This window comes from Lyngbya sp. PCC 8106, from assembly GCF_000169095.1.
Classification (GTDB): Bacteria; Cyanobacteriota; Cyanobacteriia; order Cyanobacteriales; family Microcoleaceae; genus Capilliphycus.
On the sequence record NZ_AAVU01000014.1, the window covers coordinates 81594 to 104718 of the forward strand.

Annotated in this window: 12 protein-coding genes; 6 read left to right on the forward strand and 6 right to left on the reverse strand. The window is 40.2% G+C overall.

What is annotated here, in order from left to right; genetic code table 11:
- Position 1: 1 nt before the first annotated feature.
- Entirely contained in the window at positions 2-673 is a 672-nt protein-coding gene (locus tag L8106_RS11540; protein ID WP_039896080.1) for a phosphoribosyltransferase, read from the reverse strand.
- Positions 674-987: 314 nt separating this feature from the next.
- On the opposite strand from L8106_RS11540, the gene L8106_RS11545 reads away from it, so the two are divergent.
- The 4 genes from L8106_RS11545 to L8106_RS11565 all read left to right on the forward strand — a co-directional run bounded on the left by L8106_RS11545 (position 988) and on the right by L8106_RS11565 (position 7156).
- Complete coding sequence (locus L8106_RS11545) at positions 988-2100, forward strand: S-(hydroxymethyl)glutathione dehydrogenase/class III alcohol dehydrogenase (RefSeq protein ID WP_369748214.1); 1113 nt, start codon at positions 988-990, stop codon at positions 2098-2100.
- 190 nt (positions 2101-2290) lie between these two features.
- Positions 2291-3223: an NAD-dependent epimerase/dehydratase family protein gene (locus L8106_RS11550; protein ID WP_009784478.1), complete on the forward strand. Its 933-nt coding sequence runs from the start codon at positions 2291-2293 to the stop codon at positions 3221-3223.
- A 69-nt stretch (positions 3224-3292) separates the two neighbouring features.
- Positions 3293-3751 carry a KGK domain-containing protein gene (locus tag L8106_RS11555; RefSeq protein ID WP_009784479.1) on the forward strand — a complete coding sequence of 153 codons (459 nt, stop codon included), beginning with the start codon at positions 3293-3295 and terminating at the stop codon, positions 3749-3751.
- Positions 3752-4258: 507 nt separating this feature from the next.
- Positions 4259-7156 (forward strand): PAS domain S-box protein, encoded by a 2898-nt coding sequence (locus tag L8106_RS11565; RefSeq protein WP_009784481.1) that lies wholly within the window; start codon positions 4259-4261, stop codon positions 7154-7156.
- A 7-nt stretch (positions 7157-7163) separates the two neighbouring features.
- Here L8106_RS11565 and L8106_RS11570 read toward each other — a convergent pair whose 3' ends face one another.
- Together L8106_RS11570 and malQ are read right to left on the reverse strand one after the other, a co-directional pair.
- Entirely contained in the window at positions 7164-7850 is a 687-nt protein-coding gene (locus L8106_RS11570) for a bifunctional 2-polyprenyl-6-hydroxyphenol methylase/3-demethylubiquinol 3-O-methyltransferase UbiG (protein WP_009784482.1), read from the reverse strand.
- 119 nt (positions 7851-7969) lie between these two features.
- Positions 7970-9487 (reverse strand): 4-alpha-glucanotransferase, encoded by a 1518-nt coding sequence (gene malQ, locus L8106_RS11575; RefSeq protein WP_009784483.1) that lies wholly within the window; start codon positions 9485-9487, stop codon positions 7970-7972.
- Positions 9488-9921: 434 nt separating this feature from the next.
- On the opposite strand from malQ, the gene treS reads away from it, so the two are divergent.
- Positions 9922-13251: a maltose alpha-D-glucosyltransferase gene (gene treS / locus L8106_RS11580; RefSeq protein WP_009784484.1), complete on the forward strand. Its 3330-nt coding sequence runs from the start codon at positions 9922-9924 to the stop codon at positions 13249-13251.
- A 190-nt stretch (positions 13252-13441) separates the two neighbouring features.
- Here treS and L8106_RS11585 read toward each other — a convergent pair whose 3' ends face one another.
- A complete protein-coding gene (locus L8106_RS11585; RefSeq protein ID WP_009784485.1) occupies positions 13442-13906 on the reverse strand; it encodes a hypothetical protein in 465 nt (154 codons plus the stop codon).
- Positions 13907-14281: 375 nt separating this feature from the next.
- Entirely contained in the window at positions 14282-15130 is an 849-nt protein-coding gene (locus L8106_RS11590; protein WP_009784486.1) for a M48 family metallopeptidase, read from the reverse strand.
- A gap of 666 nt (positions 15131-15796) precedes the next feature.
- Here L8106_RS11590 and L8106_RS11595 point away from each other — a divergent pair.
- Positions 15797-21913: an EAL domain-containing protein gene (locus L8106_RS11595; RefSeq protein WP_009784487.1), complete on the forward strand. Its 6117-nt coding sequence runs from the start codon at positions 15797-15799 to the stop codon at positions 21911-21913.
- Here the strand turns inward: L8106_RS11595 and L8106_RS11600 are convergent.
- Positions 21904-22689 (reverse strand): ABC transporter ATP-binding protein, encoded by a 786-nt coding sequence (locus L8106_RS11600; RefSeq protein ID WP_009784488.1) that lies wholly within the window; start codon positions 22687-22689, stop codon positions 21904-21906. The two genes, L8106_RS11595 and L8106_RS11600, sit on opposite strands and share 10 nt — an antisense overlap.
- Positions 22690-23125 lie beyond the last annotated feature (436 nt).

A 23125-nucleotide genomic window follows, 5' to 3' on the forward strand; every position in this document is an offset into this window, starting at 1 on the left:
TTTAGTTTAAATAAGAGAGAGTCAATAACTCTTGCTGATATTTTGAGAGGATTTCTTGCACTTGTTGATCAGAAGTTTGAGAAAAATCTTCATACCAAAAACTAATCGCTTTCAGTAATTTAGGTTGAACTAAACAGATCACTTGAGTGACTTGATCTTCCAATTGTTGACAAGTGCTTGGAGGGGCGAGAGGAACCGCGACAACAATGGCTTTAGGTTGATGCGATCGCATAACTTCAATTGCTGCAAAGAGTGTAGAACCCGTCGCAACTCCATCATCAACTAAAATTACAATTTTATCTTCTACATTTAGAGGTAAATCTCTACCTCGATAAAGATGATAACGTCGTTGTAATTCTTGTTTTTCTGTCGCTAAAACTTGGTCAAAAGCAGGCTGAGAAACGTCCCAAGATTTAATAATTTCTGGATTGAGTGTGATTGTATTTCCCTGTCCAATCGCACCCATTGCTAGTTCTTTATGTGCAGGAACTCCTAGTTTACGAACTAAACATACATCCAAAGCAACATGAAGTGATTTAGCGATTTCATAAGCAACAGGAACCCCTCCACGCGGCAAACCCAAAACGATTACATCAGAACGATTTGCATATTTTCTCAGCCGAGATGCGAGTAACTGTCCGGCTTCAGTTCGATTTTTAAAGTGCATATTCATATTAACTGACCTCTAAGTTGATCTCTGTTCAACGTTGTATTTTTTAGAGCAAATGTTTTTTTCTACCAACCGATAGATGACAAAATTTCAATCAAGCAATAATGATTTATTCAAAATAAACTTGATGTAGCGTATAATAACTTCACTCTATCTCTATTATTATTTTAACAAATTTTCATCAGTAACTGAGTTGATCGTGAATAATCTCAACTTATTAACCCAGTTTCTCAAACCAAATTTTAAGTTTTTTAAACTCATCTTGCCATTGAAGCTAGTGACCCAGTTCCCTATAATCAAAATGCAGCAAAAAATTGATTATGGATGTAAAAGCCGCCATTGCTTGGGAAGCGGGTAAACCGTTAAGTTTAGAAACCGTTCAACTCGAAGGCCCTAAAGCTGGAGAAGTTTTGGTCGAAATAAAAGCCACAGGTGTTTGTCATACCGATGCCTATACTCTCTCTGGTGCCGACCCTGAAGGGCTATTTCCGGCGATTTTGGGGCATGAAGGGGCGGGAGTTGTGGTCGAAGTTGGGCCGGATGTCAAAAGCCTCAAACCGGGCGATCATGTCATTCCCCTCTACACGCCGGAATGTCGCCAATGTGAGTATTGTCTTAGCATGAAAACCAATCTTTGTCAAGCCATTCGTTCAACGCAAGGCAAAGGAGTGATGCCAGATGGAAGTAGTCGGTTTTCGATCAATGGTCAGAAAATTTATCACTACATGGGAACTTCTACCTTTTCAAATTATACCGTATTGCCGGAAATTGCGGTTGCAAAAATTCGTGAAGATGCGCCTTTTGAGAAGGTTTGTTATATCGGTTGTGGCGTAACAACGGGAGTCGGCGCTGTTGTGAATACGGCTAAAGTTGAACCGGGATCAAATGTCGTTGTTTTTGGGCTAGGTGGGATTGGATTAAATGTAATTCAAGCTGCAAAAATGGTCGGGGCGGATATGATTGTTGGGGTTGATATTAACCCCGGAAAACGAGAAATTGCTGAAAAATTTGGGATGACTCATTTTGTAAATCCCAAAGAAATTGAAGGGGATTTAGTGCCGTATTTAGTGGAGTTAACTAAAGGCGGTGCTGACTACAGTTTTGAATGTATTGGCAATGTTAATGTCATGCGTCAAGCCTTAGAATGCTGTCATAAAGGTTGGGGCGTTAGTGTCATTATTGGCGTGGCGGGTGCCGGACAGGAAATTAGCACTCGACCCTTTCAGTTAGTCACCGGGAGAGTGTGGAAAGGTTCGGCTTTTGGAGGCGCGAGAGGACGAACAGACGTTCCTAAAATTGTTGATTGGTACATGGATGGAAAAATTAATATAGATGATTTGATTACCCATGTTTTACCCATTGAACAAATTAATGATGCGTTTGATTTGATGCACAAAGGCGAATCGATTCGGACTGTTTTAACCTTTTAAAAAAAGATTCATCCCCCTAAATCCCCCTTAGAAAGGGGGACTTTTAAGCTTATACCTTTCTCTTATTCCCCCCTTACAAAGGGGGGCGAGGGGGGATCGATAATCTAGAAGCATTGGTAGAAAATATTTTAGGATTTTATAGTAAAATCAACACAGACCCAAAAAAACACAACACAAACAGGACATCAAAATGCGAATTTTAATCATGGGCGGAACCCGTTTTATCGGGGTTTACTTAACTCAAATTTTAGTCGAACAAGGTCACGAAGTCGTTTTATTTAACCGAGGAAATAAACCCGCACCTGTGGACGGAATTAAACAAATTCACGGCGATAGAACCGACGCAGACCAAATCAAAGAAAAACTCGCTAATGAAAACTTTGATGCGATTTTTGATAATAATGGACGTCAACTCAGCGATACTCAACCCCTTGCGGATTTATTCAAAGGAAAAGTCAAGCATTTTGTTTATATGAGTTCGGCTGGAGTTTATTTAAAATCTCCTGAAATGCCTCATATTGAAGGGGATAAAACAGATCCAAAAAGTCGTCATTTAGGCAAATACGAAACCGAAACTTACCTACAAGAACAGCAATTACCCTGGACATCTATCCGCCCAACTTATATTTATGGCCCCCAAAATTATAACCCTTTAGAATCTTGGTTTTTTGATCGCATTGTTGCTAATCGTCCGATTCCGATTCCGGGTAATGGACTACATATTACTCAGTTAGGTCATGTCAAAGATTTAGCTAACGCAATGGTCGCTGTATTAGGCAATGAAAACGCTATCGGTCAGGTGTATAATATCTCGGGTGAACGTTATGTTACTTTCGATGGTTTAGCGGGTGCCTGTGCGGTTGCTGCGGGGAAATCAGCAGAAGATTTAAACATTGTTCATTATGACCCCAAACAGTTTGATTTTGGCAAGAAAAAGCCTTTTCCGCTGCGGCTTCAACATTTCTTTGCGGATGTTCACAAAGCGATGAATGAGTTGAATTGGCAACCGGAATTTGATTTAGTTTCGGGGTTAAAAGATTCGTTTGAAAATGATTATCAGACGACGGATAAAGCCGAGGTTGATTTTAGTTTAGATGACGAAATTATCAAGGCTGTTCAATAGGTTGGGTTGATAAATTTAGGGCGCAAGCCTTGCGCCCCTACGGGTGATTTTAGATTTATTGGGTTTAATATGAGTCAGTTTGAATTATTAAATGATGACACAACAATCTTGATGATTTATCAGGATACGTTTACTGTTGCTAGGTTGAAAGAATTAATATCTTATAAGCTTTATCGTAAATTCACTGATAGTCCAGAAAATACTCGGCGCAGTAGTTTTGCTTCATCTCTCCGTAATAGTCTTGTTCTCATTGAAGAACAAAACGTCCGAATTAATATGGATAATTTTCAATTTACATTCCCAACTGATGGAATGGAGTGTAAACTCTTAGATTTTTATACCAAACAATGGAAAACAGGTAAACTCAAAATATTTACTGATGTACAAGTTATTCCAAGCGGTACACATGGCTATGATACTAGCGTCAAAATAAACGAACTCAAACTCGAATTTGCACCAGATGAACCACCCCTTTCAGACATAGAAACATCATTAGATGAATTTAGAAAACAGAACCTAGAATCATAAACCGTAGGGGCGCAAGGTTTGCGTCCCTATAGATGATTTTAGATTTATTGAGTTTAATCTGGGTCAGTTTGAATTATTAAATAATGACACCACTATTTTGATGATTAATCAGGATAGGTTTACTGTTGCTAGGTTGAAAGAATTAGTCAAACGCAAACTCTATCAACAATTAACTAAAACTCAAGAATCATGCCAGTATAGTGCTGATGACAGACCACTATGTTATCATGGACATTTAGAGTCTCATCTCTACAATGATATGCTATGCCAATTGACTTTCACTATGTATCTGAGCATAGGTTAGTCATAACCCGATTTCATGGTGTTTTGACCGATAATGATATCGAGTGAGACTGCGGATAATATTCGCAACCATGTTGAGAAAATAATCGCCCAGGGAAACCATATCTTTGGAATTTTCAAAGCTCGTGAAAGTGTTCTTTTTTTCTTAAAAAATCAAATAATTAGTGATAGCTTGAGACTATTTTTTGGTCGGGAGGACGTTATATGTCTAAAAGATTGACCTATGAAGAATTGGAGCAGCGAGTTCGGGATCTGGAGGCGAGCCAAACACTCCGAGAACAAAGCCACATTGACGGGTTGATCGAAAGCATACAGGCTGGGGTAGTGGTTCATAGCAGGGACGGAACCGTAATCAGAAGTAATACAACAGCGCAAATAATGCTGGGCTTAACACACGAGCAGATGCTCGGAAATGAGTTGTTTGATCCTGCTTGGATATTTTTGCGGGAGGACGGTAGCCCGATGCCGGTTGAAGAATATCCTGTGTCACGGGTTCTTAAGACGAAAAAGCCCGTCCATAACCTGGTGGTGGGCATTCAGCGCAGCAATAAAGTCGAACCGATTTGGGTTCTTGCTACAGCAATCCCGGAGTTTGACGAAAACGGCCACATCAGCCAAATTGTTGCCAGCTTTACGGACATTAGCTCGCTTAAAAAAAGTCAGGAACAATATCGGAACTTGTTCGAGAATACGATGCAGGAGGTACACCTCTGGAAGCTCGTTCGTGATCAGCAAGGTGCGATTAAGACCTGGCGATTGGTAGAGGTCAATCCTGCCGCTCTCAAAGCCTGGGGCAAAACCCGTTCTGAAATTATCGGCAAAACAACCGATGAAATCTTCTCATACAATGCAACGGAACAGTTCATGCCCATTGTGAAAAAGATTTTTTCAGAAGGCACACCCTACAAATGGGAAGCCTATTTCGCACCAACAGGTCAGTTCTATCACATGACCAGTGTCCCATTTGGGGAATATTTCATGAGTACCGGGACAGACATCACCGACCGCAAGTATGCTGAAATGGCCTTACAGAAAAGTGAGAAGCTCCTCTCCCAGGCTGAAGAAATTGCAGATATGGGAAGCTGGGAATGGGATATTGAAAACGATATAGCGTATTGGTCAGATGGTTTATTTAAAATTTTTCAACGTTCGCCTCAAGAAGGCGCACCACAATGGGAAAAACAGTCAGGGTTTTATAAAAAAGAAAGTTATGAACAATTAAGTAGGGCAGTAGAAAGGTGTGTTCAAAACGGAACACCTTACGAAGTTGAAGTGCAAGCCATACGTTCAGACGGCGAAATACGAACTTGTATTTCTCGCGGAAGGGCTGAAAAAAACGGTGAAGGGAAAATATTCCGCCTGTTCGGAACTTTTAATGACATCACCGAGCAAATAAAAGCAGAGCAAGCATTAAAGAAAAGCGAAACTTTATTACGCAATATCATTAACTCTTCAACTGATTATATCTTTGTAAAAGACAAGAATTTAAAGACAATCTTATGTAATCAACAATTTGCCCAAGCAGTCAAAAAAAAACCGTCTGATTTAATTGGCAAAACAGATATTGAAAACGGTTGGGATGCTGAACTGGTGAAAGGCAACCCTGACAAAGGGATTACAGGATACGAAACATACGATCTTGAAGTATTAAGCGGAAAGATTGTTCAAAGCACGGATACAGCAATCATTTCCGGTGAAACTATTTTTCTAAATAGCGTAAAAATCCCTCTGAAAGATGAGAATAATCAAATATTTGGTGTACTTGGAATCAGCAGGGATATTACTGAACAAAAAAAAGCGGAACAAGCTCTCAAAGCAAGCGAAGAACAGTTCCGCACACTCGTTAATAAAAGCCCGTTCCCTATTGTTGTTACGGATACGGCGGGTGAAAACATTCTGCATTGGAGTAAAAGCGCACAAGAACTGTTTGGGCATCGGCCAAAAACGCCTGCCGAATGGTTTTCCCTTGCTTATCCTGATCCCCAATACCGCCAGGAGGTTATCGACCGCTCGAAGCCGTATCTCGAAAGAGCGCAACACTCGAAAATAGCGGTGAATAGCGGTGAGTATCACATTACGTGCCGGGATGGGTCTGTCAAAATATGCGAGATCTACGCGCAATTGATTTCTGGCTACCTTATATTGACACATAATGATATTACCGAGCGCAAACAAACTGAAGCAGAAATTCAGGCAGCCAAGGAATTTCTAAATACCCTGATTGATTTAAGTATGTTTGGTATGTGGATATCCGATCAAGAAGGGACAGTCATACAGGTAAACCGTGTTTTATGCGAAACCATGAATTTAGCCGACGATCAGATCGTTGGCAAATATAACGTCTTTAAAGATAAGAACCTGAAAGCGCAAGGTTTTATGCCTCAAGTGAAGTCTGTTTTCGAGAAGTATCAACCGGCGCGTTTTACAATTTTTTGGCAGGCGACCAGGATTAACGATTTTGCTTTTCAAGCAGCACGGGATATGTATATCGATGTCTATATGTTTCCCATAATGGATACACAAGGAAAGTTGAAGAATGTAGTCTGTCAATGGGTAGACATTAGCGAACTCAAAAATGCGGAAACAAAACTACGTGAAATGGTTGAATTTGATTCCTTAACGCAAGTTTATTCAAGGCAGTATTTATTGGGATTAGCCGAAAGAATGTTTATGCGTATCAAGCAAGAACAGACTTCTCTTTTATGTATGATGTTTGATATTGATCACTTTAAATTAATCAATGATCAATATGGACACAAGGCTGGTGATATTGCATTAATCGCTTTTTCAGAAATTGTCTCCAAGAATCTTAGGAGCAATGATATATTCGGAAGGCTTGGTGGAGAAGAATTTTTAGCAGTAGTTCCAGAAATTTCATTAGAAGCGGGTAAGAAATTAGCTGAACGAATAAGACTTGAAGTTGAAAAAACGCCAATTACAGTGGGTGCAGACTGCATAACCATGACAGTGAGTATTGGTATATCAATGTACAAAAACAACAAGAATTTGGCTACATTTGATGAACTGATAGAACTTTCTGACAAGGCTCTCTACACAGCTAAGAATAGTGGTAGAAATCGTGTTTGCGTTGATCACACATAAAACGAAGTTATAAACGTTGATATTGTAGACGTAATTGTACCATTCCCGGTTTATCTTCTTCGATGAAAATATCCCGACGAACTTCTTCTAAACCTAACTGTTTAAACTGGGATAATTCCCCCTCTGATAACGGCCATAACGGCCAGGGCGGGCCATCAGGTTCGGTTTCACTATCCCGATAACGGGTAATAACAATTAATGTACCCTTCTTCGCAACTAACGAAGAAATCGCTTCAATACTATCTGATCGCATTTTCAAAGGTAAAGCTTGAATGGTGCGACATTCAAACACAAAATCAAAACTATGTTGTAAACTAGAATCAAGGTTAAATAAATCCCCAACAAAATAATTAACCTCGGAATCAGGAAAACGTTGTTGACACCAAGAAATCGCGGTGGGAGAGATATCAAACGCAGTCACTTTAAAGCCTAATTTCGCTAAAACTTCCGCATCATCACCTAACCCGCAACCAATCACAATCGCTGTTTTTCCTTCTGTTTGGGGTGGATATTTCTCCAACCAATCTTGTAGATAGGGATGAGTGGTTGATTTCGCCCAAGGAACTTGAGAACTATCGCCTTTGGCGTCAGTATACACCGTTTCAAACCATCCCGTCGCATCGTTATTTTTTAGAGATTCACTTGCGAGATCAACAATTTTCTTTCTGAGGTTTTCGAGGTTGTTTTCAGACATAATCGGTTAATAGTCTTGGTGTTTTTATCCCCCCTTCTCCCTTAAAAAGAGAGTGATGTAGTTGTCAAAAGGGGGGATGATTAAATAAATGCAGCCTGAATAATGAAATACAGCCTGAATTATCGGTTATACAACTTCGTCAATTCAAGTAAGCGATCGCTAATTTGGGAAGTTAGCCAATCCGAACTTTCATAACGCCAACGCCAATTTCCTGCATTGATACTCGGATCATTCATGCGCCCGTTATTATCCAAACTGAACAAATCTTGTAGGGGAATAATTGCTTGATTCGCTACAGATTTCAAGGCTAAACGAATGAGTTCCCAATTAATTTCTTTAATCTCCCGAGGATCAGAATAACCCAGATTTTGAGCAACGTGTTGTTTTTCTTGTTCTCCAGCACGATTCCACCAACCAACAGTCGTATCGTTATCGTGAGTTCCCGTATAAACCAAACAATTCTGTACAAAATTGTGAGGAAGATAGGGATTTTTGGGGGTATCTGCAAAAGCAAACAACAAAATCTTCATCCCCGGAAGTTCAAAGTAATCCCGCAAAGCTTCAACTTCGGGGGTAATAATTCCCAAATCTTCCGCCAAAACAGGTAAACTTCCAAGACTCTGGCGAATGGCTTCAAAAAATTCCTTGTCAGGGCCTTTAATCCATTCCCCATTCATAGCAGTTTCTTCACCTGCGGGAACTCGCCAATAAGCTTCAAATCCTCGGAAGTGATCAATCCGGACTAAATCAGCATAGGCAAGGGTAGCTTTAAACCGTTCAATCCACCAAGCATAGCCCGTGCGTTTTAGCTCATCCCAATCATAAACCGGATTACCCCAAAGCTGACCCGTTTCGCTAAAATAATCAGGCGGAACCCCTGCAATATAAGCAGATTCGAGGGTTTGAGGATCGAGTTGGAAGATATTCGGTTGCGCCCAGACATCAGAACTATTGTGACAAACATAGATCGAGATATCCCCAATGATAGAAATGCCTTGATCATTGGCGTAACGACGCAGATTTCGCCATTGTTCAAAAAACTTGAACTGAAGGAACTTATGATAGAGAATGCGATCAGCAAGTTCTTCAGATTTGGCTTTCATCGCCTCGGGTTCCCGACGAGCGATCGCGGAGTCCCATTTATTCCAGGGTAAGCCATCATAGGCTTCTAGCAAGGCCATAAATAGGGCATAATCTTCTAACCAGGCTGATGTCTCCTGACAGAAAGATGTAAACTGCGGATTAGCATTGTCAGACAGAGACTTCCGAAAACGCTCAAAAGCTTGTTCCAGAAACTTTGTCTTATGAGGGATAACGCGATCAAAATTAACTCGGTTGGGGACAACATCCTCACTGGGGGGTAAGGGAGTTAATTCATCCGCATTCAGTAGCCCTTGTTCGACTAACTGATCCAAACTAATCAGTAAAGGATTTCCAGCAAAGGTGCTAAAGTTCATAATATAGGGGGAATGCTCGTACCCTGTCGGGCCAAGCGGCAAAATTTGCCAAAGCGTTTGACCGCTTCTATCCAAGAAGTCGATGAACTCATAGGCAGATTGCCCTAAATCGCCGATCCCGTAAGGACTGGGTAAGCAGGTCGGGTGCAATAGAATCCCACTTGCACGTTTAAACGTCATAACTAAATACTGAGTTTGGATTATTTCAACATCATATCTACTAAGCTCCTTTGATCGGTATATCCTCAATAAAAAATTTGGGAGAAATCCTAATCCTTTTTCCCTCTTTTTCCGAGAATCCCAACAGATCTAAAGGTCATCGCGACTGAGGAATGAAAAATTGAGCTGAGTGATTTGATCCAGACTTAGGACTTTAATCTGATGTCGATTGTAATCAATAAAGACTTTTCTCAAAATCTATCTTAAGTTAGAGGAAAGTCAGCGCAAATGATGCTGGAACCCCGCCAACGCCTTATGGGTGTATAACTTCAGGTAAGTGCAATCAAACGATCGCGAAGTCTCAGTAGAGGCATCTAAACATTTGTGACTTTGTGTTTGTCCGATGGCTTTGAGATGATTGTGTAATTTGTAACTCAGACTAAATATTCGTGAATATGCAACATTCCAAACTTAGTAACGATCCCCTCTGGTTTAAAGATGCCATTATTTATGAGGTGCCTGTTCGCGCCTATGCTGATAGTAATGAGGATGGTATTGGTGATTTTCTGGGTTTAACCGAAAAGTTAGACTACCTACAGGATTTAGGAGTCACTGCCATCTGGATATTGCCATTTTTCCCTTCACCGTTGCGCGATGATGGCTATGATATCTCCGACTACATGAATGTTAACCCCATTTATGGCACCTTAGAAGACTTTCAAACGCTTCTCGATGCCGCCCACGAACGGGGAATTCGGGTAATTGCCGAACTTGTTGTCAATCATACTTCCGATCAGCATCCTTGGTTTCAACGGGCCAGACGAGCGCCCAAAGACAGCAAAGAACGGGATTTTTATGTTTGGAGTGATACCCCCGACAAATATTCAGACGTCCGAATTATCTTCCAAGATTTTGAAACCTCTAACTGGGCATGGGACCCGGTAGCGAAAGCCTATTACTGGCATCGTTTCTACTCTCACCAACCCGATCTCAACTACGAGAATCCCGAACTTCAAAAGGCGGTGTTAGATGTTCTCGACTTTTGGATGGGAATGGGAGTTGATGGAATTCGCCTAGATGCCGTACCTTATCTGTTTGTTCGCGAAGGGACAAACTGTGAGAACTTACCGGAAACTCATGGGTTCCTCAAAAAACTGCGGAGTCATCTTGATTCCAAATTTGACAACCGGATGATGTTAGCAGAAGCCAACCAATGGCCAGAAGATGCGGCTTCCTATTATGGGGAGGGAGATGAATGTCACATGAACTTCCACTTCCCCCTGATGCCCCGTCTGTTCATGTCATTGCGGATGGAAGACAGTTTCCCCATTATTGATATTCTTAACCAAACCCCCGCTATTCCCTCGAACTCTCAGTGGGCGTTGTTCCTGCGAAATCACGATGAACTGACTTTAGAAATGGTCACAGATGAAGATCGTGACTATATGTACAAAGTCTACGCCCAAGATCATCAAGCCCGCATCAACTTAGGAATTCGTCGTCGGTTAGCCCCGCTACTGAGTAATGATCGCCGCCAAATTGAGTTGATGAACAGTTTACTGCTGTCTCTGCCGGGAACGCCTGTGCTGTATTATGGCGATGAAATTGGCATGGGGGATAACATCTATATTGGCGATCGCAACGGGGTACGGACACCGATGCAGTGGAGTCCTGATCGCAATGCCGGATTTAGTCGCGCTAACCCTCAAAAGCTATATCAACCGATTGTTGTAGACTCTGAATACCACTTTGAAGCCGTTAACGTCGAAGCCCAAAGTGAGAACCCTAACTCGCTGTTGTCGTGGATGAAGCGCCTGATTGCCATGCGGAAGCGCTTTCAAGCCTTTGGTCGCGGCACTTTTGAGTTATTGCACCCGGAAAACCGTAAGGTATTAGCGTTTGTTCGGACTTATAGCGGTGAACATCTTCTCGTTGTTGCCAACCTTTCCCGGTTTGTACAGACGGTAGAGTTGGATCTATCTGCCTTTGCCGGAATGGTGCCTGTCGAAATTTTTGGTCGGACTCAGTTCCCCAAAATTGAAAAGTCGTCTTATTTCCTCAGTATCAGTCCCTACGGCTTTTTCTGGTTCATGTTGCAACTTGATCCGAGTATTGCCAAAGAACCCCTACCGCAGAAAAAACTACCTGCTTTAGCCGTCTCTCAAAGTTGGAAACAAGTCCTAGATCGTTCTGAATATAAGAGCAAACTCGAAGCGATTTTAACCGAGTACCTTCTCAGTTGTCGCTGGTTTGTAGGCCGCTCTCAAGTGATCCAGTCGGTTCATATTAGTGATATGATTCCGATTCTGCACCAGGAAACAGAAGCGGTGATTTCCTTGATTCAGGTCGAATATACCGAAGGATTTCCCGATACCTATGTACTCCCCCTGAGTTACGCGACTGAAGAACGGGCTAAAGAGATTCAGGAGTCGATGCCCCAAGCGGTTGTAGCGTCGCTGAAAGTTGATGATCAAACCGGAATTTTGTTTGATGCGATCGCATCGGATAATTTCATGGGCGCATTGCGAGAGATGATTGTCAATCGAGGCACTTACCCCGGTAAGAAAGGCCGCCTGATTGCGACTAGCTCTGATTTGATTAATAAGGAAGGCGATACGCTACAAGGCAGCTTTGAGACGTCTCTAGAAAAAGGTAATCGGATTAATACGCTCGTTGTCTACGGAGGACGGTTTGTGTTTAAACTGTTCCGGCGTGTAGAAGAAGGGATTAACCCAGAACTAGAAGTCCGTCATTTCCTCGGAACTCGCGCCCCTCTAGCTCATATTGCTCCTGTGGTTGGGGGGTTAGAATACCGTCGTCAACGCTCAGAAGCAATGACTATTGGGGTTTTACAGCCTTATATTCCTGATGCGACCAATGCTTGGACTTTTACTCTTGATATTCTCCGAGATTATTTTGATCGCGTCGGTGTTGAACAAGCAACTTTAGAAGAAATCCCGCTTCCCACGGAAGAATTAGTGGATTTAGTTGAACAATCTGTCCCAGAATTAGCCGCCCTGACGATTGGTTCCTATCTCAGTAATGCCGAACTTTTGGGTCAACGCACCGCAGAAATGCACATTGCATTATCGGGTGATCATGAAAATCCTGACTTTTCACCTGCCCCGTTCACCTCTCTCTACCAACGTTCGATTTATCAGTATTCTCGTAACCTCACCGGACAAGTCTTCCTGCGGTTGAAAAAGCTGCTTCCAACTCTCCCGATGACGACTCAAACCCTGGGGCGTCAATTACTAACTCGCAAAGACTATTTACTCGCCCGACTGCGACAAGTTCTCGACCTCAAGATTACCGCCATGCGAACTCGCTGTCATGGAAACTATTGTCTTGATGAGGTTCTGTTTACCGGGAAAGATTTTGTCATCCTGGATTTTGAGGGAGAAGCCTACCGCACTTTAAATGAACGTCGGATGAAGCGTTCACCCCTGCGAGATGTTGCCGGAATGCTACTCTCGTTTGATTATGCGACTCGTGTTGCTTTACGCAATGAAGTCGAAAATGGCATGATTCGTGAAGAAAATCTCTCGCAAATGCAGCAATGGGGACAATTTTGGTCAACTTGGGTGCGATCAGCTTTCCTCAAGAGTTATCTGGAGACTGCTGGTAAAGACTCATTCCTTCCTAGCAATCGCAATGAGTTAGAGGTGTTGCTAGAGTGTTATTTGCTCGAAAATGCCATTCAAGATTTGGGCAATTATCTCCAAGAGTCTGACGAGATGCTAGATATTTCGATTCAGCTTTTGATTGATTTAGCCGCGACTTAATTTCTTAACTGTAGAAACCCGATCTCTCCCCGAAGTCGGGTTTCTCTAATGAGGTTTCATCTAAAATGTTGATGAGCAGTTGACCAAAAGCTGAGAGTTTTTCAGCTTCAATATTCTTGACCTTTAAATCTTTTTTTAAGTTTCGATTCAGGGGGTTAAAATAAAATATAGAGTCATTTAAGTCTAGAGATTAGAATTCATCCGTAAACTCAATTCCAGTCAAAGCAAAACTAAAAAAATCGGGAGCTAGACGAACTAATTGTTTGATCATCTCGTCATTAACCCAGAGAACAACCGGAAACCGGAAGTGACAAAACTCCTCCCGTACATAGTTCGTTGCAATCAGAAGCTGCTGGAGATGACGAACCGACTCAAAACCATCAACCATCACCGCATCGGGGGAGTGGTCGCTAAAATGACTAGCAATGGTGCTATAGAGAGTTTCCGTTGAACGGTCTAGGGTGAGTTCTTCGAGATGAACCGAACACAATTGATGTAACTCCTTGATCATCTGGTATCGGAGTTCACGACGGTTACAACAGGCTAAAATTAAGCAAAATTCACCTTGAGCCAAGGTAATCGAGCGAGCAAGTTGTTTTAAGGAACTGACGTTCTGGGGGTTAAGGAGTTGAGTGGCATAAAAAGAAGTGACCATCGGTATAGACCTCCAAGTCCAATCCAATACATTTATATCTAGGGATAGAGCCAGCCTGAGAGTTTTAAGGGGTAAATTTTTCTATAGTAGAATATCAAGATAGAGAGCGATCAGACATCGCCCAAAAGAGTGGATCGTATAAATCGATAGTCTACCCTGGGCTTACTTTATAGAAATATCAACCTATTAGTAGTCTACCTTTTAACAAACTTTTTGAACAGATCGTATTTATACAGACGCTTTAGGTAGCACTGCGATTAATGTTTTCTGTAAATTTTCTGAAGTCGCTCAGTAGAGATTCTGGGTTATGGATACACTCAGACAATAAAATCGGGCGAGTATGACCCCACCCGAGTAATTTTTTGAGCTTATTTTTTAAGACAATAAACGTTGCATCTTCGACTGATAAGCCGCGTTATCCATCCCAGAACCGTTATTCGCGAGGGTGGGATTAATCATGGCTTCAAGAGCAGAAATCCGGTCATTTGTGGCGGGGTGAGTGCTTAAAATCGTGGGAACAGAACCCCCTTGCAGAAGTTTTTTCATAAAGTCAACTGCTGCTTTTTGGTCATATCCCGCTTTTCCGAGGTTAGTAATCCCAAACTGGTCTGCTTCGTATTCTGCTTTGCGACTATTTGGACGGCGGAGGGCTAATTCTACCCCAATTTGAATGGCGAGGCTTTCATCAAGTCCGGCGGCGGATGCTACCCCTTGCGCGACTGCCATCTGACGCATTTGTTCAACGGAGTGACGCCCGACAATATGACCAATTTCGTGAGCAATAACACTAGCAAGTTCCGCTTCATTTTCGGCGGTTTCCATTAACCCGGTATTGACATAAACAAAACCTCCCATTGTCGCAAACGCATTAATACTCGAATCATTGACGACTTGAAAGGTGTAGGGAATATTGGAACGTTCGCTGATTTGGGCTAAACGTTGACCAATTTGATTAATATATTCTGTGGCTTCTGGGTTGCGAAGGAGTTTAACTTCCTTTTTTAATTGTTCGTTAATTTGACGACCCAGTGCTACTTCTTGTTGATTAGAAAGTGTTGTCAGTTGAATGACTTGAATCCCTCGAAAGATCAAATCTCGCCAAGAAATTGCCTGAGTCGCTGGGGCAGAACTAATCCAAAGACTAAAAGCAACGGTAATTGAAATCAGGGGATAAAACCAAGAACGAGAGGAACGTCGATGTATAAAGGAGAAAGATTTAAACATAGTCAACGGGTGTGAAAAACATGATTAAAGCAGGCTTGGAAACGACCTGTGATTGGATTGATATCCTGTGTTAAATCTGTAGACGTATTTTGTTGCCTCGAAGTTCGGGCAGTATTACTATTACATACCGACCTGAACAAAGCCATCCCGGAAAGTGCGACTAATGTAAGTTTTCTAATGAATCAATCTGTCGGTTGATCTGCTTGTTCGCCTCACTCCCCTAGAGTCAATGATTCATAAGCTTTCATCTCTGACCAGTATAGCGACTTTTTTCGATAATCTCCAATCGATGGGATTGTCTAACCTTTGAATGTTAATCGCTTAAACGACAGAAATGGAAAGGTTTTACCATTCGTTGTTCACTGAAGATCAAGTTAGAGTCAGGAAGTTTTGAGGAAGTTTTGAGAAAAATATTAAATAGGTTTAGGTCAATATGATATCATAAATAGCTATTCGGGTGATTGGCAAATTGCTAGTGAACCCAACTCCAGAAAACTCAAATATTAGTGATTGCTTGTGTTTGGAAATAGTCTAGAAAATGGTATATTACCAAAAGTTATCAGATAGATTGTTTAAATCTGAAATTGTCAGCTTTTTAATTAAAATTTAAAAAGACATGGGTTGTATTGAAAATACTGAGTCGTTTACAACTTACAAATACAGGGCATGATAATCATCACAGGATATGAAATTCAATCAAAACTCTATGAGAGTAATTTTTCGTTAATCTACCGAGGACGAAGACAGGTTGATGACTGTCCAATTATCATTAAATGTTTAAAACAGGAGTATCCTTCACCCGAGATGATTGCCCGTTTTCGACTCGAATATCAGATTACTCACAATCTCAATTTGCCAGGAACAATTCAAGCTTACAGTCTAGAAAATAACGCTCATAGCTTGGCAATGATTTTAGAAGATTTTGGGGCTATATCACTCGCTCAATTCATTCATAGTTCTGAGTTTACTTTTAGTCTAGACAAGAATCTAGTTATTGCCATTGAAATTATCAATATTCTCGATCAAATTCATCAAAAGGGAATTATTCACAAAGATATTAATCCCAGTAATATTATTTTAAATCCTCAAACCGAACAACTTAAAATTATCGATTTTGGGATGGCTACAATTTTATCCCGTGAAAATTCAGTTATCAGTAGCCCCCATACTTTAGAAGGAACTTTAGCCTATATTTCTCCTGAACAAACTGGGCGCATGAACCGCAGCTTAGACTATCGCAGTGATTTTTATTCTCTGGGTGTTACTCTTTATGAACTATTTACTCAGCAACGACCTTTTGATGCAACTGATCCTTTAGAATTAATTCATTGTCATCTCGCGAAACAACCCATTTCACCTCAAGAAATTAATCCCAAAATACCGCCAACTTTAGCCAAAATTATTCTCAAATTGATGGCAAAAATGGCAGAAGATCGTTATCAAAGTGCCGCCGGAATTAGAGCGGATTTAGTTGAATGTCTCCATCAACTGCAAACTCAAAATATTATTATAGCATTTCCCATCGCTCAACACGATATTTCAACTCAGCTACAAACTCCACAAAAACTGTATGGGAGAGAAGCAGAAATAGAAATATTATTAGCAGCATTTGAGCGAGTCAGCACCAATCATCACGCAGAGTTAATGCTGGTTTGTGGCTATTCAGGAGTCGGAAAATCAGCTTTAGTTAGAGAAGTTTATAAACCTATTACCCAAAAACGAGGATATTTTATCAGTGGAAAATTTGACCAATATCAACATAATATTCCTTATTTTGCAATTGTGAGTGGTTTTTCAAGTTTAATTCAGCAACTCTTATCCGAACCTGAAGAACAGCTTAAAAAGTGGCGATCAAAGCTACTCAATGCTTTAGGAAAAAATGGAAAATTGATCATAGATTTTATTCCCGAACTGGAATTAGTGATTGGAAAACAACCCGAACTTCCTGAACTGACAACAGCAGAATCTCAAAATCGTTTTAATTTAGTCTTTGAGCAATTTGTCCAAGTCTTTGCTCAACCTGAACATCCATTAGTCCTATTCTTAGATGATTTACAATGGGCAGATATAGCAAGTTTAAAATTGATGAACTTGTTGATGAGTACCTCTTTAAAAAAATCACTTTTATTGATTGGAGCTTATCGAGATAATGAAATCCATGCTACTCATTTTTTGCTGACAACAATTAATGAAATCAAACAAAATGGAACTAGAGTAGAGCAGATTAAATTACAAGATTTACAGTTGAGTTCTATTATTGATTTAGTTGCTAAAATTTTAAACTGCAAGACAAATCAGGCTCTACCCTTAGCTCAACTTGTTCTCAAAAAAACAAGTGGCAATCCCTTTTTTATCACAATATTTATTAACACTCTAAAAGAAAACAACTTATTAAAGTTTGACTTTGAAAAACGACATTGGCACTGGAAACTAGAGGAAATTATAGTCACAGGAATCACAAATAATGTGATCGAACTTCTAACCAAAAAACTTAAAAAACTCGCACCTAATACCCAAAAAGCGCTTAAAATCGCCGCTTGTGTTGGCAATTTATTTGAACTACAAACTTTGACATATATTCTTGATTATTCAGTCTATAAAGTCGTTCAAGAATTACAAGAAGCGATTTTAGCTGGATTAATTATTCCAGTCGGTACTAATTATAAGTTAGTTGCTTTAGAAGTCGAAGACAAAGTTACAGTAGAGTACAAATTTATTCACGATCAGATTCAACAGGCGGCTTATTCTCTACTCAAAAACTTAGAAAAAAAGCAGATTCACTATCAGATTGGTAAGCTTTTTAAAAGCCAAATATTCCAAGCCAAAGAACAGTTATTTGATATTGTTAATCAATTAAACTTAGGGCAAGAATTAATTACTGAGCAGAATGAAAAAGATGAATTAGCAAAGCTTAATTTTTTAGCGAGCCAAAAAGCCAAAGCTTCTATCGCTTATGAAAATTCATTTGAATACATACAAACGAGTTTAAATTTGTTGAGTCATAAAAGCTGGGAATATGAATATAGCTTAACATTAGGAATATATCAGCTCGCGACAGAAACCGCTTATCTTACAGGTGATTTTGAACAAATGGAAATATTTGCTCAAACTGTTTTAATCCAAGCCAAAACTTTGCTAGATCAAGTTAAGATCTATGAAATAAAAATACAAGCTTATGCTTCTCAAATGCAGTTTTCAAGAGCGATAGATACAGCTCTAGAAGTTCTGAAAATATTGAATATTAGTTTTACTACAACCCCTACAAAAGTAGAAATTCAACAAGCATTTCAAGCAACCGCAGCTCGATTAAGTTTACGCTCAGTTGAAAGTTTAATTGATTTACCTCCCATGACTGATCCTCTTGCTCAAACTGCAATGAAACTGTTAGCAAGTATCAATGGAGTCGCCTATCAAGCTGCACCTGAGCTTTTTTCTCTGATTATCCTTAAACTTGTTGATTTATCAATAGAATATGGCAATTCAGAGATATCAGCATTAGCTTATGGCTTATATGCTATTCTTCTCGGTGCTATCGTTCAAGACATCGAAACCAGCTATAAATTTGGTCAATTGGCGATTAATCTCCTAAAAAAACAGGATAATCAATTAGTTGAATGTAAAGTCTTATTTGTAACTAATACAAGTGTTTTTTGGAGAAAAACACATCTTAGAGAAACGATTAAACCCCTAGAAACAGCCTATCAAATCGGAATTAATAACGGGGAAATAGAATTTGCTGGATACAGTGCTTTGCATCATTGTGATCATTGTTTCTTTACCGGAATGAATTTACTAGAGCTAGAAAGCAAGCTCTCAGATTATAGACAGAAACTTACTCAACTAAAAGATTACACAAATGAAGACTTATTACGGGTTTATCATCAAACAGTGCTACATTTAATCAATCAAGTTGATCACCCTGGAATTTTAGTAGGTGAAGTCTATAACGAAGAACAAAAGTTGCCTATTCTTGAACAAGAAAATAACCAGAAAGGATTATTTTATGTATACTTCAATAAATTCTTTTTAAACTTTTTATTTGGTGAATATCATCAAGCTCTGATCAATGCAAATCAGATCGAAAATCATCTAAAAGGTGGACAAGCGAATGCTGTTTTGCCCTTATACATTTTTTATGATTCACTTTGTCGTTTGAGTCTATATAATCAAGCAACTACAACTGAAAAGATTCAGCTTTTAAAAAAAGTTCATGTTAATCAACAACAGATGAAACGATGGGCGCATTATGCTCCGATGAATTATCAACATAAATTCATCTTAGTTGAGGCTGAAAAATCTCGGGTTTTAGATGAAATAAATGCCGCAGATTTTTATGATCAAGCTATTGCTTTAGCTGAAGAACAAGGATATCTTCAAGAATCAGCAATCGCTTATGAACGGGCTGCTCAATATTATTTATCAAAAGGTAAACGAGTGATTGCTAAAGCTTATTTACAAGAAGCTCGTTATGCTTATTTACGTTGGGGAGCAACTGCAAAAGTACAAAATTTAGAACAGCATTTTTCTCAACTTTTACAATCAAATCGTCAACCCATTGATCAAATCAGTAATACCCACTCTAGCAGTTACAAGTCAGTAACTTTAGATCAGGTTACTTTAATGAAAGCATCGGAAGTAATCGCAAGTGAATTAGTTTTAGATCGGTTACTTTCTACTTTACTCAATATTGCCGTAGAAAATGCAGGCGCTCAAACTGGATGCTTAATTCTTCACAACAACGGACAATTTAAAATAGTAGCAACAACAATAGCAGATCAACAGGTAATCACGATAGAGCAGCCTATTTTACTCGCAGAAAGTCATGATATTTGTCAGGCAATGATTCACTATGTTGCTCGAACTCAAAAAAGCTTAGTTGAAAATAATGCTAGCTCTGAAGGGCAATTTGTTCACGATGTTTATATTCAACAAAAACATCCTAAATCTATTTTATGTACTCCGCTCATTCATCAAGGAAAACTGATTGGGTTGTTGTACTTAGAAAATAACTTAATCTGTGATGCCTTTCAAGCTGAACGAGTCGAACTCCTCAATTTACTCTCAACTCAAATGGCAATTGCTATCGAAAATTCTCGTTTAGTTCAACATCAAGAAGAACTCAACAACTCACTCCAACAAGAACGACAGCAAATTACTCGAATTTTAGAACGAATTACCGATGGATTTATTGGCATTGATCGACAATGGAAAATTGTCTATATCAACCAGAAAGCTGAACAAATACTCGAAAAAAAATCTCAACAAATAAAAGGAAAAACTCTTTGGGAGGCTTGTTCAGAAACAATGACTCTTTTACATGAACAGCAATATAGAGAAGCACAAGAAACGGGTCAATCAGTTTGTTTTGAAGCCTTTTATTCCTCAAGTAATTATTGGTTAGAAATTACTGTTTATCCCGATCAAGAGGGATTATCAATTTTCTTTAGAGATATTACTGGACGCAAACAAATGGAAGAAAAGTTAATTTCTGATGCTCAACACGATGCTTTAACCGGATTACCCAATCGCCTATTACTGAGTGAACACTTACAACAAATGATTCAGCGAACTCAGGAAGAACAAAACTATCGCTATGCTGTTCTTTTTTTAGATATTGATCGCTTTAAAGTGATTAATGAGAGTTTAGGTCATTTAGTTGGAGATCAACTTCTGATTGCTATAGCACAACGACTCAAAGGATGTATCACTCAACAAGATATCATTGCTCGTTTAGGAGGAGATGAGTTTATTATTCTACTCGATAATCCTGAGGATGAAGTTCGTACAGCCGCTCGCATTCAGATGGCATTAAATGCACCCTTTAACTTGAATGGTTATAAAGTTTTTAATACTGTTAGTATTGGTATTGTTTCCAGTAACACAACTTATACTCGCCCAGAAGAACTCTTACAATCGGCTGATATTGCCATGTACCAAGCCAAAGCAGAAGGAAGGGCGCGTTATGTTATTTTTGACACGACAATGCAAGAACGAGCAACTTCTTTATTGCAACTAGAAACGGATTTACGTCTAGCTATTGAAGTTGAACAACTCTGTGTTTATTATCAACCTATTGTTGCTCTAAAAACTGGAAAGTTAGCAGGATTTGAAGCCTTAGTCCGATGGTTACATCCTAAAAAGGGAATAATCTCACCGATAAAGTTTATTCCCCTTGCTGAAGAAACGGGGTTAATTATTCCGATAGGTCAATGGGTATTACAGCAAGCTTGTTATCAGTTAAAAGTTTGGCAAGAGCAATTTCCACAACTCGAAAAATTGACCATGAGTGTGAACCTTTCAGTTAAACAGTTCTCTCAGGTAGATTTGATTCCTCGAATTGATCAAATACTCAGTGATTTAGACTTACCCGGACATGATTTAAAGCTGGAAATTACAGAAAGTGCCTTGATGAATAATTTTGAAAGAACCCGAGAGTTATTATTACAATTGAAATCGCGTCAAATTCAACTTTGTATTGATGATTTTGGGACTGGCTATTCTTCCTTAAGTTATTTACATCAATTTCCTGTAGATATCCTGAAAATTGATCGGTCTTTTGTGCGCCGTCTTGAGGGATCTAATAAAAATGATGAAATTGTCCGAACGATTATTGCTTTAAGTCATAATATGTCGATAGCGGCGATCGCTGAAGGAATTGAAACCTCCCAACAACTGGCTCAACTGAGAAATTATCGCTGTGAATATGGTCAAGGATACTTTTTTGATCGACCCTTAGATGCACTCGCGGCGACTGATTTCATTGCTCAGATGCGTCAATGGTAGCTTGAAGCGTTTGAAACTTCTTCCGATTTGATCATGCCATCTTCAAGCTCAAGAATGCGATCAGCAACATCGACAATACGAGGGTCATGCGTCACCATCAACACTGTTGCGCCTTCTCCTTTCGCTAATCCTTTCAGCAAATCAATCACCGCTCGACCACTACTGGAGTCTAATGCAGCCGTGGGTTCATCAGCCATAATCAGAGGAGGATGGCCCGCCAAAGCCCGAGCGATCGCCACCCGTTGTTTTTGTCCACCGGACAAGTCACGCGGAAGATGCTTACCCTTTTCGCCCAAACCCACCTGTTCGAGGAGATAGACAGCTTCCTCCCTTGCTTTGCTGCCCTTAATGCCCTTAATATTCAAAGCAACTTCAATATTTTCAATGGCATTCAACGCCGGAAACAGGTTAAACCCCTGAAAAATAAACCCAATATTCCGAAGTCGGAAATTGGCCAACTGAGAACGAGACATTTTGGTGATATCCTCCCCTCTGAGGAATACCTGTCCACCCGTTGGCGTGAGGAGTCCAGCCAGAATAGAAAGTAACGTTGTCTTCCCTGAACCACTAGGCCCCATCAACAGTTGAATATCACTCTGTTGCACCTGCAAGTCTATCCCTTTGAGAACCTTAAAGCTTTGACGCCCAGATTGATAGGTCATTTCCACTCCCAAGCCCTCAATTGCAATCGGCTTTACTGGGGCATGAACTGAACCATCCACTGCCTGAGTGGGGGTTTTCTTGAGGTTAGCCCAGTTCATTTTTGAACCTATCATATTTTTATTGTCCTCTGATGGGGGCATAAAATTGCAAGCCAGACTAAGACTTCTCGCGATAATTGACAAGCATATTATCACTTCCAATTCTAGTTTGATTTTGTATGGCTTGGGAATCAGCCTCGTGAGTACCGAAGAACAATTTGAGGCTTGAGAGGGAAATACTCACTTATAGCGAATCGCGAATAGGGAACAGGGAACAGGGAACAGGGAACAGGGAACAGGGAACAGGGAACAGGGAACAGGGAACAGGGAACAGGGAACAGCGCTTGCCTTGCGGCCCTGCGGTTTCCGGCGAGACTTAGTTTGCAATCTTAGGGAACAGTATACTAGGTCGGGGTTTTAGGATTTAGAAATGACAATAATGTATTCGCATAGCACTATACAAGAAAGACTGGGGAAATCACTTCGCGATCGCACGACTCCCAAGGAATCA

What these genes read in the sequence shown, in the direction of transcription:
- L8106_RS11565 (WP_009784481.1), top strand. Translation starts at nt 4,259, where the DNA reads ATGTCTAAAAGATTGACCTATGAAGAATTGGAGCAGCGAGTTCGGGAT.
- malQ (WP_009784483.1), bottom strand. Translation starts at nt 9,487, where the DNA reads ATGACGTTTAAACGTGCAAGTGGGATTCTATTGCACCCGACCTGCTTA.
- L8106_RS11600 (WP_009784488.1), bottom strand. Translation starts at nt 22,689, where the DNA reads ATGATAGGTTCAAAAATGAACTGGGCTAACCTCAAGAAAACCCCCACT.
- treS (WP_009784484.1), top strand. Translation starts at nt 9,922, where the DNA reads ATGCAACATTCCAAACTTAGTAACGATCCCCTCTGGTTTAAAGATGCC.
- L8106_RS11590 (WP_009784486.1), bottom strand. Translation starts at nt 15,130, where the DNA reads ATGTTTAAATCTTTCTCCTTTATACATCGACGTTCCTCTCGTTCTTGG.
- L8106_RS11540 (WP_039896080.1), bottom strand. Translation starts at nt 673, where the DNA reads ATGAATATGCACTTTAAAAATCGAACTGAAGCCGGACAGTTACTCGCA.
- L8106_RS11550 (WP_009784478.1), top strand. Translation starts at nt 2,291, where the DNA reads ATGCGAATTTTAATCATGGGCGGAACCCGTTTTATCGGGGTTTACTTA.
- L8106_RS11595 (WP_009784487.1), top strand. Translation starts at nt 15,797, where the DNA reads ATGATAATCATCACAGGATATGAAATTCAATCAAAACTCTATGAGAGT.
- L8106_RS11570 (WP_009784482.1), bottom strand. Translation starts at nt 7,850, where the DNA reads ATGTCTGAAAACAACCTCGAAAACCTCAGAAAGAAAATTGTTGATCTC.
- L8106_RS11585 (WP_009784485.1), bottom strand. Translation starts at nt 13,906, where the DNA reads ATGGTCACTTCTTTTTATGCCACTCAACTCCTTAACCCCCAGAACGTC.
- L8106_RS11555 (WP_009784479.1), top strand. Translation starts at nt 3,293, where the DNA reads ATGAGTCAGTTTGAATTATTAAATGATGACACAACAATCTTGATGATT.